At 72.4% G+C, this 12,031-nt stretch carries 9 protein-coding genes; 4 read left to right on the top strand and 5 right to left on the bottom strand.

Annotated elements, in window-relative coordinates:
• Nucleotides 1-53 precede the first annotated feature (53 nt).
• Entirely contained in the window at nt 54-1,802 is a 1,749-nt protein-coding gene (locus tag ACXVGS_RS17740; RefSeq protein WP_458537275.1) for an FG-GAP-like repeat-containing protein, read from the bottom strand.
• A 213-nt stretch (nt 1,803-2,015) separates the two neighbouring features.
• Between ACXVGS_RS17740 and ACXVGS_RS17735 the strand changes: the two genes are divergently transcribed.
• Both ACXVGS_RS17735 and ACXVGS_RS17730 read left to right on the top strand, forming a co-directional pair.
• Nucleotides 2,016-2,849 carry an MEDS domain-containing protein gene (locus ACXVGS_RS17735; protein WP_458530894.1) on the top strand — a complete coding sequence of 278 codons (834 nt, stop codon included), beginning with the start codon at nt 2,016-2,018 and terminating at the stop codon, nt 2,847-2,849.
• Nucleotides 2,846-3,817, top strand: a complete 972-nt coding sequence (locus ACXVGS_RS17730; RefSeq protein ID WP_458530895.1) for an anti-sigma factor RsbA family regulatory protein — start codon at nt 2,846-2,848, stop codon at nt 3,815-3,817. The genes ACXVGS_RS17735 and ACXVGS_RS17730 overlap by 4 nt, the downstream gene beginning before the upstream one ends.
• Nucleotides 3,818-3,848: 31 nt before the next feature.
• Here the strand turns inward: ACXVGS_RS17730 and ACXVGS_RS17725 are convergent, their stop codons facing one another.
• From ACXVGS_RS17725 to ACXVGS_RS17710, 4 genes are all read right to left on the bottom strand, one after another.
• Nucleotides 3,849-4,193: a hypothetical protein gene (locus ACXVGS_RS17725; protein ID WP_458530896.1), complete on the bottom strand. Its 345-nt coding sequence runs from the start codon at nt 4,191-4,193 to the stop codon at nt 3,849-3,851.
• On the bottom strand, nt 4,183-4,995 hold the full coding sequence (locus tag ACXVGS_RS17720; RefSeq protein ID WP_458530897.1) for a hypothetical protein: 813 nt from the start codon (nt 4,993-4,995) through the stop codon (nt 4,183-4,185). The genes ACXVGS_RS17725 and ACXVGS_RS17720 overlap by 11 nt, the downstream gene beginning before the upstream one ends.
• Before the next feature lie 103 nt (nt 4,996-5,098).
• Entirely contained in the window at nt 5,099-6,682 is a 1,584-nt protein-coding gene (locus ACXVGS_RS17715; protein WP_458530898.1) for a signal peptidase I, read from the bottom strand.
• 120 nt (nt 6,683-6,802) lie between these two features.
• On the bottom strand, nt 6,803-7,378 hold the full coding sequence (locus ACXVGS_RS17710; RefSeq protein ID WP_458530899.1) for a hypothetical protein: 576 nt from the start codon (nt 7,376-7,378) through the stop codon (nt 6,803-6,805).
• Nucleotides 7,379-7,726: 348 nt separating this feature from the next.
• On the opposite strand from ACXVGS_RS17710, the gene treY reads away from it, so the two are divergent.
• The gene (gene treY, locus ACXVGS_RS17705; RefSeq protein ID WP_458537274.1) at nt 7,727-10,195 is read left to right on the top strand and encodes a malto-oligosyltrehalose synthase; all 2,469 of its coding nucleotides are present in this window, start codon (nt 7,727-7,729) and stop codon (nt 10,193-10,195) included.
• A gap of 25 nt (nt 10,196-10,220) precedes the next feature.
• The gene (treZ, locus tag ACXVGS_RS17700) at nt 10,221-11,984 is read left to right on the top strand and encodes a malto-oligosyltrehalose trehalohydrolase (RefSeq protein ID WP_458537273.1); all 1,764 of its coding nucleotides are present in this window, start codon (nt 10,221-10,223) and stop codon (nt 11,982-11,984) included.
• Nucleotides 11,985-12,031: the final 47 nt, after the last annotated feature.

Genomic DNA, 12,031 nt, shown 5'->3' with positions numbered 1-12,031 from the left:
CGTCCCGACGCCGGTGGCGTCGGGACGGGCCCGGGAGGGTGGTGGAGCGAGGGTCAGCCGACGCCGACCGTGGCCGTGTAGGCCCCCCAGCTCGTGGACAGCGGGTAGCCCTGGCCGAAGGTGCCGTTGCCGTTGCCGGCCAGCACCGTGAGGGTGCCGTCGGTGCCGAGGGCGAGCAGGTCGGCCCGGCGGTCGCCGGTGACGTCCCCGGCGGACAGCAGCGTGGTGGTGGTGTCCCACCCGCTGGCGACCAGGGTGCCGGCCCTGACGGTGCCGGTGCCGGTGCCGGCGTAGAGGTAGAGCTGCCCCGCGGGCTTGCGCGCCAGCAGGTCGGCCTTGCCGTCGCCGGTGACGTCGCGCGCGGCGACCACCGTGTCGAAGGCCTGCCAGCCGCCCAGCCCGATCTTGCGGCCGGCGGACAGGCCGCCACGCCCGTTGCCGGCATACAGGTAGAGCTCCCCGTTGGCCCTGCGGCCCAGCACGTCGGGGTGGCCGTCCCCGGTGAAGTCGCCGCCGGCCATGAGCTGGCTGAACATGTTCCAGCCGGTGCCGATCCGCGTGCCGCCACCGATCCAGCCGCCCTGCCCGTTGCCGCGGTAGAGGTAGAGCACGCCGGCAGGGGTGCGGGCGATGAGGTCGTTGTGGCCGTCGTTGGTGAGGTCGCCGGGGGACAGGATGGTGTTGAACGAGGTCCAGCCGGCGCCGATGACCGTGGAGGAGCCGGTCAGGCCGCCCCAGCCGTTGCCGGGGAGCAGGACGAGGTGCCCGTCGCCGGTGCGGGCGAGCAGGTCGGGCGAGCCGTCCTGGGTGAAGCCGGGCGTGGCCTGCACCGCCGCCGGGGCGACGCCGCGGGAGATCATCGCGGCCCGCCAGGTGGCCTGGTCGGCCACGCCGGTGGCGGTGACCTGGTGCGCCCGCTGCCAGGTCTTGAGGGCGGCCGCGGTCTGGGCGCCGAACCCGCCGTCGGCGCTGGCACCGACCATCTGCTGCAGGGCCTTGACGGCGGGTCCGGTGAAGCCGGTGCGCAGGGACATGCCGGAGTAGCTCACGAGCGACCGGGTCAGCGTCGTGGCCCCGGCCGGCGCGGTGACGGCGCCGATGCGCGGGCAGGGCGTGCCGTTGTAGCCGGTGTACGACGGGGCCCAGTTCAGGTCGGCGTTGCGGCACGGGCCGTAGTCGGTCGCCGCGACCTTCTTCGTCCAGTACGACGTCCGCTTCATCGCGCCGGCCCAGGAGAGGGAGAAGTGGATGTGGTTGCGGTGGCAGGTGCTGTCCATGTTGGCCTGCGGCGTGGAGGCGCAGCTGCTGTAGGGCTCCCACTTCTGGCTCCACGTGCCCCAGATCTGGTTGTTCCAGATGACGTACATGACGCCGAGCCGGCGCGCGTTGGCGAAGGTGACGCCGTTGCGGGTGGCGAACAGCCAGCCCAGCACGGCGTTGGCCTCGGCCTTCTGGCTGGTGTTGCGGACGCTGACCATCCAGTCCAGTGCGCGGCCGTCGTAGTGCTCGGTGCGGCTGATGGAGTCGGCGCCGCAGGCACGCACGGTGCCGTAGGAGCTGGTGGGGTAGGTCGCCTTGAGCAGGTTGCCGAGGGCGACGGTGCCGGGCTTGGCCTTGCCGTCGCAGGAGTTGTTCGTGACGTCCGTGGCCAGTGGCTCGATCGCTGTCGGCAGGCCGGTGGGAGTCGGCGGCACGGCCGTGGCGGCCTGGGCGGCTGGGCCGATCGCCAGGACTGGCACGAGGGCCAGTCCGGCGGCGAGGGCGGTGAGGACCGCGCGGGGGTGGCGAGAGTTTCCGGGCATGGCGCAGCAACGGCTTTCGGTATGGGGTTCGGCGGCCCCTGCGACCGCCTGTTCGAGAGTAGGTCGGGTCCGTGCGGTTCGTCCGGGCTTTGGCTGCTCTGTCCTGTTTCTTGACGATCTCTTGGGGTGAGTCGCGTTGACGACCGGATGCCGGGAGGGGGTTCTGCGTCGACGGCCTGTCCTCGCCCCGGACGCGGGCATACCGTTGGAACCATGGCGGGAATGTCGGTGTTGGCGCGGCCGCGGGGCCTGCGGCAGGGGGACCACGTGTGCTGGGCGTACGACCAGGAGCGGGGCTTCGGCGTGGTGGCGGCGCAGTTCCTCGCCGAGGGAGTCGCCCTGGGCGAGCGGGTGCTCTTCGTCGGGGAGGGGGACGCGGCGCAGCTGGTCGAGGAGCTGGACTCCCTGCCCGGGCGGGATGCGCTCCTGGCCAGCGGGCAGCTGCAGGTCCAGCCCCTGTCCGACGTCTACCTCGGCAACGGCGGTCTCGACCCCGTCGCCCAGACCGAGCTGTTCGCGGCCGCCGGCGTGGCAGCCGTGGAGGACGGCTACACCGGGCTGCGCGTCGCCGGAGACCTCACCGGCCTGGTCCGCGACCCCTCGCGCTGGGAGGACGTGCGCACCTACGAGATCATCATCGACTCGGTCATCGCCGGTCACCCGCTCACCGGCATGTGCGGGTATGCCGCGCCGACAGTCCCCGGGGAGCGTCTCCGCCCGCTCGCGGCACTGCACGGCATACGGCACGTCGACGGGGACACGCTGACGTTCGTCGCACGGGTGCGCGGAGGCGTCCTCGTGCTCGCCGGAGAGGTCGACACCGGCTGCGCGGACGACCTCGACGAGGTGCTCGTGGGGGTCGGCCGGCTCGGCGCCGGGCCCGTGACCGTCGACCTGGCCGGACTGGACTTCGTCGACGTGGGGGCCACGCGGGCGCTGGTCCGCTTCGCCACGGGACTGCGGGCGACCGGGCGGCCGGTGCGCTTCGTCGGCGCCGGGCGTGGTGCGCGCCGCGTGCTCGAGCTGTTCGACGTGGAGCTGGCGTGAGCGGGCTCGCCCTGTACCCGACGGGTGACTGGACCGGCAAGGCGTTCGCGCACGAGGCGTTCCTCTACTCCAGCGACAAGGAGGCGGTGGCCCGCTGCGTGCCCTTCGTCCGGGAGGGGCTCGAGCGCGGTGAGCCGGTCATCGTCGTCGCGTCCGAGGCCGTGCGGGAGGCGCTGGTCGCCCAGCTCGGCGGCGAGGCGGGGCGGCTGGCGGTGCTGGCCGCGTCGGAGAGCTGGTGGCGGGGCGGCTTCGGCACGCTGGCCGCCTACGACCGGGACCTGCAGCAGCTCAGGGCGAACGGCACGCCGTGGCGGCTGATCGGCGAGCCGACGTGGCTGGCGCTGCCCGACGGGCGGGTGTGGTCCCGGTTCGAGGCGGTGGCCAACGACGCCTACGCCGACCTGCCGTACTACTCCCTGTGCCTGCACGACACCCGCCGGCTCGACCCGGACGTCCTCGAGGCGGTGCTGCGCAGCCACCCGATGACCTGGGGCGGGACCGAGCCGGTGGCCTCACCGACCTATGAGGACACCGCGACGTTCCTGCGGCGGGCCGAGCCGGCGTGGACGGAGCGGCCCGTCGGGGCGCTGGTCCGGCAGGTGGGCGACGCCCGGCAGGCTCGGGCGCTGGTGGGCGAGGTCCTCGGCGGTGAGCGGGCCGGTGACCTGGGGGGTGGGCTGGCTGGTGAGCGGGAGCAGGACGCGCTGATCGCCGTCAACGAGCTCGTGAGCAACGCCCTGCGGGCAGCTGGCAGTGCCGAGGTGAGCACGTGGCGGGAGGACGGGTGCCGGGTGTGGGAGGTCGCCGACTCCGGGCCGGGCTTCCACGCCGCCACCGCCGGCTATGTCCCGCCCGCGGACGACCTCGACTGCGGGCGCGGGCTGTGGCTGGCCCGCGGCCTGGCCTCGGATGCGACCGTGCGCGCCACCGGCGAGGGCACGGCCATCCGCCTGTTCTTCAGGGACTGACGGCAGCGGCTCAGGGACTGACGGCAGCGGCTCAGCAGCCGCGTGCGCTGACCTGGCGGAACTGCGAGACCAGCTCGGGGGAGGTGGCCAGCTCGTCGTGCCAGTGCTTCCACTCCAGGTGGCCCACACCGGCTGCCGCGAGGCGCTTGTCGAGGTCGGCGGTGATGTCGGCCTCCTTGGGGAAGCTCTGCGTGCCGATGTCGCACTGACGCTTCACCTCGACCGTGGCGATCACGGCCGTGCGGGCGTCGGCGTGCACGCCCTGTCGGACCGTGCTGGTGCCCGAGGCCGTCGTCCCGGAGCCGGTCCCGCCGCACGCGGTCAGGACGGGGATGACGAGCAGGCCCAGGGAGAGTCGCCGGAGGTCACGAGACAACAAGGGTCACCTTCCCGATGGCGGTCTGGGCGGAGGCTGCCGTGTAGCTGATGGTCAGCGGGATCGTGTAGGTGCCCGCCTTGAGGCCCGTGGCGATGAACCTGACCGCGGCGTAGTCCGTGGATCCGCCGACCAGCGTGCTGCCGCCATTGAGCCCGCTGGAGGACTTGTCGCCCGGATAGGCCACCTCCAGGCCCGCCGGCAGCGTGCCGAGGCTGACCGTGAAGCCGGTCAGGTCGGTCTGGCCGCCGGTGAAGGCGATCTGCTGGAAGGTGTTGCTGCCGGCCGCGATCGAGACCGAGGTCGTCTTCTGGGTGAAGGCCGGTCCGCTGGCGTCCTCGACGGGCACCTTGACGCGGGCCGTCGTCTTGAGCTGGGTGCCCTTGGTGTCGTCCGCCAGGACATAGGTCGAGGTGAGCGTCACCTGGAAGTCGTTCTTCTGGTCGTAGGGGACGCTCACCTTGAACGCGGTGAAGTCCTTGGTTCCGCCGACCAGTGAGCTCGAGCCGTAGAGCGAGGTGTCACTGCCGCCGCGGGTGGTGGGGTAGGTGACGGTGATGCCCTTGGGGGCGTCCACCGTGGTCGACCAGCCCTTCACGGTGAGGTCACCGGTCCAGACGACGGACAGCCAGCCGGACTGGCCGGGTGCCAGGGCCGCCGTCTCCTCCGTCACCGCCTTGACGCCGCTTTTGTCGGGTGCGGCGATGGCCGGGGCCGCGGTCACGAGCCCCAGCCCGAGCAGCACGGCAAGCCAGCCGGTCAGCAGCGTCCACCGTCGCTGGTGTGGTCGGACGGTCCCCACGTCGTCCTCCGGTCTGTGCGCTCAGCTCCGCGTCGTGCCAGCCCCCGCAGCACACGTCATCAGTGGCATGGCGAGGCTAGCAGCGGCTCCGGCGGGTCGCCCGTCATCGGGACAGGCCGGAGGCCCGGTAGTGCGCGACCACCTGGTCCTTGCTCAGCGCGGTGCCGTAGAACGCCACCTCGTCCACCGTGCCGGTGAAGGAGTCCGGGATGGGGGCGTCCAGCCAGCTGTTCAGGCTGGAGTAGCCGGCGACCAGCCCGATCGGGTCCTGCAGGGCGCCGGCGTCACCCGGGAGCCCGGTGAAGACCGGGGCCCCGTCGACATAGAGGGAGAGCAGGCCGGCTGTGGACCGGGTCGCCACGACGTGGTGCCACAGTCCGTCGTCGAGGCGGGTGGTGCTCTCTCCGGTCGTCTTCTTGCCGTTGCCGTTACCCACGTCCGTGCCGAAGGCCAGCATTCCGCCCTTGGTGAGGTAGACCGCCGCGTCGACGTGCCCCTTCCAGTCGGCGCCGAGGTGCCCCAGGCTGACCAGCGGTCCACCGATGTCCTTGGGCTGGGTGTTGCCCGACGGCGCGCGGAACAACAGCTCGACCGTGAACGCGGCCGGCAGGCCGCGGGCGGGCGACGCACCGACCAGTCCTCCGGAGAACGCGTAGGCGTGGTCGGCGGGGTCTGCGGCCAGCGCGCTCGCCTGGCCCGGGGTGACACCCGGCAGGCGCACACCGTCCCGGCGGGCCGAGCCGGAGTCGTGGACGATGAAGTCGTCCCGGCTGTCGTTGGCGTTGGGCTCGTCCATGCGGAACCACGACAGCGGGTCGTCCGCGCACACGGCGCGGGCGTACGCGCTGCCCGCGCAGAAATTCGCCGCCGTCGTGAAGGTGTTGTCCGCCACCGTTGCCGCGTCGGTGAACTGCGCGTTGGTGTGTCGGCTGATGAACACGCCCAGCCCGGAGGCGATGGCGAGGGTGGTGGCGACGCCGCCCACGATGAGCCGCCTCCGGGCGCTCGCGAGGGCACGCGCCCGAGCGCGCCGCTCAGCCCGCGTATCGCCCTCCCCTGTATGCCGTGCCGTCACCGCCGCTGCCCCGGTCGATTCGGCGGGACTGGAGCCGGTGGCCGCTGGCCGGGGGGCTGACGCCCGGGCTGCCCGTAGGCGGCGGGCCCCACGCCACAGCGCCAGGCACTGCGAGAGGGCCATCATCAGCAACGGGCCGCCCAGGATGACCACACGGCCGCGCGGTGACTGGTAGAACGCCAGCCACCGGCCGACGTACGGCACGGTCCCGGTCATGACCCCGCGGACGTTCGCCGCAGGCGCCAGGTTCGGGTCCGGGGCTCGGTTGGCATCCCCCTTGGTGCGGAAGAAGACGCCTTCGGGCAGGTGCTCCACCGAGCGGATCCGGTGGCTGGTCAGCTCGCCGGTCGAGCCCGGGGCCTGGAAGGTGATGACCATTCCGGCCCGCAGCTGCGCCACGGGATGCTGCTCGATGATCACCACGTCGCCCGGGCTGAACGTGGGCACCATGGACCCCGACGTGACGATGAGCAGCTGGCGTCCGCTGTGCTGGAGGAGGCCCAGGCCGAGCACCGTCGCGGCAGCCGCGACCACGGCGACGGTGGTGAGCCCGCGACGCAACCACGTCAGGGCACGGCGCAGCATCCGTGCCGACGGCGACGGTGCTCTCATGCCGAACTCCCCAGGTGGGGCTCGTGGAACGGTGGTGGTGCCGAACCGGGACGGGGAGGCGCCCGCCCCAAGGCGCAACCCCTGTCCCGCTCGTGGTCGCCGCGCCAAGGCGGCAGTCGGCTACGGGTTGTTGAGCGTCTGCACCGAGTCGAAGGTGACCGTCGCCGCCGTCTTCAGGCCCTGGTACTTGTTGTCGCCGTCGTTCGTCCCCGTGGTGGGGAAGGAGACCACGGCGCACAGGCTGTGGGTGGTGCCCGGTGCGATGGTGATGTCCTTCAGCACCTGGGTGCCGGCGGTGCTGCCGAGCGGGCCGTTGTAGAGCTGGCTGCCGCCGACAGCCCCTTCCGGCTTGCAGGTCGCGGCGCCCTGGGTGACGGTGAGCCGCAGGTGACTCGCGAGCTGGTCCTCGGTCGTCTTGACCGTGGCGGTGTAGCGCTCCTCCAGGGAGCCCGTGTTCTTGACGCTGAGCACGCCGGCGGTCGCGCTCCCGGGCGCCATATCGCCCAGGCCGAGCGCAGTTTGGACAGGCGTCACGCCGAGCTTCACGGTGCCCATCACGAAGCCGTACGTGCCACCCGACTCCGTGTCGGTGAAGAAGGCGCCGGTCGCCACCGTGGTCAGCCCGGTGACGGTCACCCCCAGGACGCCCAGGCCCATGGCCAGCCGGATGGCCTCGGCCTTCGCGATCCCCGTCATGCGTATGGCAGAGCTCAGTGCCACTGGTCGATCCCCTCGGTCGGCGTGGTCGCTTCCACGTCGTCTGGCGGACCCCTGCGGCCCCCCTGCTTGACGGGTCAACTTACCGATTCGTTCATCAATGGGTAAAGATCCAGCAAAATCTTTCGTGAAAGCGCTTCCCAACCGGGGGAATCAGTTGTCAGGGCTCCACGGAGGCCGACAGGGGAACGCGATAGCGCGGTATACCGGGGCAGAAATGGACAAAAGTACGGCAGATCGGTGCGCGTGAGAGGCTGACGCCCGGGGTCCCGGCACTCTGGGACGATGTCCACCCGGATGTGATCTACGCCACATGGAGGCCTTCTCGTGAGTCCGGACCCCGAACGCGAGGTCACCGCGACCTACCGCCTCCAGCTGCACGCCGGTTTCGGCTTCGCCGACGCCGAGGCGCAGGTGCCCTACCTCGCGGCGCTCGGCGTCAGCCACCTCTACCTCTCGCCGGTCCTGCAGGCCGTGCCCGGCTCGATGCACGGCTACGACGTGCTCGACCACACCCGGGTCAGCAGTGACCTCGGTGGGGAGGACGCCCTGGTCCGACTCGCCGCGACCGCGCATCGGCACGGCCTCGGGCTGGTCGTCGACGTGGTGCCCAACCACATGGCCCTTGTCGCGCCCGAGAGCGCGAACGCCCCGCTGTGGCAGGTGCTGCGCGAGGGCCGCGACGCCCCCACCGCCGACTGGTTCGACATCGACTGGAAGTCCGGCGGCGGGCGGCTCGGGCTGCCGATCCTCGGCGACACCCTGGCGGCCATCCTCGAAGCCGGCGAGCTCGTGCTCGGCGACCTCGACGGCGAGCCGGTCATCCGCTACCACGACCACGTCTTCCCGGTCGCGCTCGGCACCGAGGGCGAGGACGTCGCCGAGGTGCTCGCCCGCCAGCACTACCAGCTCGCCTCCTGGCGTGAGACCGACACGATGCTCAACTACCGCCGGTTCTTCGAGATCGACGAGCTCATCGCCGTGCGGGTCGAGCTCGAGGAGGTCTTCGAGGCCACGCACCGGCTGCTGCTGGACCTCAACCATCGCGGTGTCATCGACGGCTTCCGCATCGACCACCCCGACGGCCTGGCCGACCCGGAGGGCTACCTCCAGCGGCTGCGCGACGCCACGCGACAGGGCACGCTGGTGTGGGTCGAGAAGATCCTCGAGGGCCACGAGCGCCTCTCCACCACCTGGGCCTGCGACGGCACGACCGGGTATGACGCGCTCCAGGCCGTGCAGGCGGCCCTCGTCGATCCCGCTGCCGCCGACGTGCTCGAGGAGTGCTGGGTCGCCGCCGGGGGAGAGCCCCGGCTGGCCCGCTCGGTCGAGCGCGCCAAGCGCCAGGTGGTCGACGAGTCTCTGGCCCCGGAGGTCGACCGGTTGACCCGCCGGGCCCGGGAGGCGCTGCCGGCGCTGGATCCCGAGCGGCTGCGGCTTGCCGTGGTCGAGCTGCTGGTGGCCGGCGAGGTCTACCGCGCCTACGTCCGGCCCGACGAGCGGCTCTCGCGTGAGGCCCGGCGCCGGATCGAGGAGGCGCGCGCTGCCGCGGTGGCCGCCCGGCCGGACCTCGAGGCCGAGGTCGACGCCCTGGTCGAGCTCGCCCTCGGGGAGGACGCCGACCTGCACCCGGCCGCGGTGGACTTCGCCGTGCGCCTGCAGCAGACGTGGGGCCCGGTGATGGCCAAGGGCATCGAGGACACCACGTTCTACCGCTGGCACCGCCTGGTGGCGCTCAACGAGGTCGGTGCCGACCCGTCCGTGCTGGAGACCGGCTCGGCCGAGGCGCTCCACGGGTGGGCCGAGGCGCAGCAGCGGGACTGGCCGCGGGGCATGACCACGCTGTCCACCCACGACACCAAGCGCAGCGAGGACGTGCGTGCCCGGCTGCTCGCCGTGGCCGGCGATCCGGAGGCGTGGCAACGGTGTTCGGCGGCGTTCCGGGCGGCGGCCGACGAGTTCGGGGTTGACCGTCCGACGGCCCACCTGGTCTGGCAGACGCTCGTCGGTGCCGGCGACGTGGGGCCGGAGCGGCTGCACGGCTACCTGGTCAAGGCGCTGCGCGAGGCCAAGCAGCGCACGGCCTGGGTGGACGGCGACGAGGCCTACGAGAAGCGCGTCCTCGCCCTCGCCGATGCTGCGCTCGTGCCTGGTGGGCTCCGCGAGGTGTGGCTGGATGCCTTGCGTCGCAACGCCGTTGCCGTGCGGGCGACCGTGCTGGGGGCGAAGCTGCTGCAGCTGTGCCTGCCCGGGGTGCCTGACACCTACCAGGGGTCCGAGGTCGTCGACCTCTCCCTGGTCGACCCCGACAACCGCCGCCCGGTCGACTTCGCGAGTCGGGCGGAGGCGCTGTCCTTCCTCGACTCCCTCGACCTGACCCAGCCTCTCCCTGTTGAGGTTGAGCAGGTGCGCCCACCGGTCTCGGGTGGTCCGGTGGAGACCGTCAAGGGCACGAGGATGCTCCAGCTCGACGAGGAGAAGCTGCTCGTCACCACCAGGGCCCTGCGGCTGCGGCGCGAGGACCCCGAGGCCTTCGGCCTCGGCGCGACCTACCGGCCGCTGCAGTCCACCAGCGAGCACGCGCTCGGCTTCCTGCGATCCGATCGCGTCGCCGCGGTGGTGACCCGGGCTCCCGCCCGGCTCGAGCGCACCGGTGGGTGGCCCGACGGTGCCATGGTGCTGCTGCCCGAGGGCCACTGGGAGGACCGGCTCACCGGCCGGGTCCACGTCGGCGGCGAGGTCGCCTGCGCCGACCTGATCGCCACCCGCCCCGTCGCCCTCCTCGTGCGCCGATGACGTGCAACCACAAGGGAGTCCGTTCATGACCGAGGTCTCCGTCTGGGCGCCGTTCGCGAGGGACTCGGTCGCCCTGGTGCTCGGCGACGAGCGTGTCCCTATGAGCCGTGACGCCGGTGGCTGGTGGCGGGGTGAGCTGCCCGAGGCGCCCGGCACGGCATACGCCTTTGCGCTCGACGGTGGCGACCCCCGTCCGGACCCCCGCTCGCGGCGGCAGCCCGACGGCCCGCACGGGCGCTCGGTGGCCTTCGACCCCAACGGTTTCGGGTGGACCGACCAGGACTGGGCCGGAGTGCAGCTGCCGTCTGCGGTGATCTACGAGCTGCACATCGGCACCTTCACTGCCGAGGGCACGTTCGACGCCGCCATCAAGCGGCTCGACCACCTCGTCGAGCTCGGGATCGACCTCGTCGAGGTCATGCCGGTGGCCAGCTTCCCGGGTCGTCACGGCTGGGGCTACGACGGCGTCGACCTCTACGCCGTGCACGAGCCGTACGGCGGACCCGTTGCGCTGCAACGCTTTGTCGACGCCTGCCATGCCCGCGGGCTCGGCGTCTGCCTCGACGTCGTCTACAACCACCTCGGGCCGGACGGCAACTACCTTGGCGAGTTCGGGCCCTACTTCACCGACCGCTACGTCACGCCATGGGGCCAGGCGCTCAACCTCGACGGCCCCGGCAGCGACGAGGTGCGCAGGTTCGTCCTCGACAACGTCACCCAGTGGCTGCGTGACTTCCACATCGACGCGCTGCGCCTCGACGCGGTCCACGCCCTCGTCGACGACCGGGCCCTGCCGCTGCTGGAGGAGATGGAGCGCGAGGTCGAAGCCCTTGCGGCAGAAGTGAATCGGCCGCTGTGGCTGATCGCCGAGTCCGACCGCAACGACCCCCGCACGGTCACCCGCCGCACCCCCGACCCCGACGCCGGTGGTGGCCTGGGGCTGCACGCCCAGTGGGCCGACGACGTGCACCACGCGCTGCACGTGCTGCTGACCGGCGAGACGTTCGGCTACTACGCCGACTTCGCCGACCCCGGGGCGCTGGCCAAGGTGCTCACCACGCCGTTCTTCCACGACGGCACGTGGTCGAGCTTCCGCGAGCGCACCCACGGCCGTCCGGTGGACACGCTCCGACTCGAGGGCTGGCACTTCGTCGCGTCGCTGCAGACCCACGACCAGGTCGGCAACCGGGCGGTCGGCGACCGGCTCAGCCGGCTCATCGCGCCCGGGCTGCTCGCGGCCGGCGCAGCGCTGCTGCTGACCTCGGCCTACAGCCCGATGCTGTTCATGGGCGAGGAATGGGGCGCCTCCACCCCGTGGCAGTACTTCACCGACCACGTCGACCCCGAGCTCGCCCGGCTCGTCAGTGAGGGCCGGCGCCGCGAGTTCGCGTCGCACGGCTGGGACAGCGCCGAGGTGCCCGACCCGCAGGACCCGGCCACCGTCGAGCGATCCCGCCTCGACTGGGCCGAGGTCGACCGGCCACCGCACGAGCGCCTGCTCCGCTGGTATCGCGCGCTGCTCACCCTGCGCCGTCAGCGCGCCGACCTGCGCGACCCGCACCTCGACCGCGTGGGTGTCGACCATGACCACGCCGCGCGGACCGTCGTCGTGACGCGCGGCGAGCACCGCGTCGCGGTCAACCTCGGCAGCGGGCCGGCGCTGCTCGACCTCGGTGAGGCCACGGCATACCGGCAGGTGGTCCTGGCCTGGGACGAGGGGGCGCGCCTGACCGACGACGGCCGCCTCTCCCTGCCCGGGGAGTCGGCGGCGGTGGTCGGCCCGGCCTGACCACACCCTTTGCGCAACATGGCTGCTGGCGGGCCGGGAATCCGACC

This window comes from Oryzihumus sp., from assembly GCF_054325275.1.
This window is presented reverse-complemented; position numbering and strand designations above follow the sequence as displayed.

What these genes read in the sequence shown, in the direction of transcription:
- ACXVGS_RS17740 (WP_458537275.1), bottom strand. Translation starts at nt 1,802, where the DNA reads ATGCCCGGAAACTCTCGCCACCCCCGCGCGGTCCTCACCGCCCTCGCC.
- ACXVGS_RS17735 (WP_458530894.1), top strand. Translation starts at nt 2,016, where the DNA reads ATGGCGGGAATGTCGGTGTTGGCGCGGCCGCGGGGCCTGCGGCAGGGG.
- ACXVGS_RS17715 (WP_458530898.1), bottom strand. Translation starts at nt 6,682, where the DNA reads ATGAGAGCACCGTCGCCGTCGGCACGGATGCTGCGCCGTGCCCTGACG.
- ACXVGS_RS17710 (WP_458530899.1), bottom strand. Translation starts at nt 7,378, where the DNA reads ATGACGGGGATCGCGAAGGCCGAGGCCATCCGGCTGGCCATGGGCCTG.
- treZ (WP_458537273.1), top strand. Translation starts at nt 10,221, where the DNA reads ATGACCGAGGTCTCCGTCTGGGCGCCGTTCGCGAGGGACTCGGTCGCC.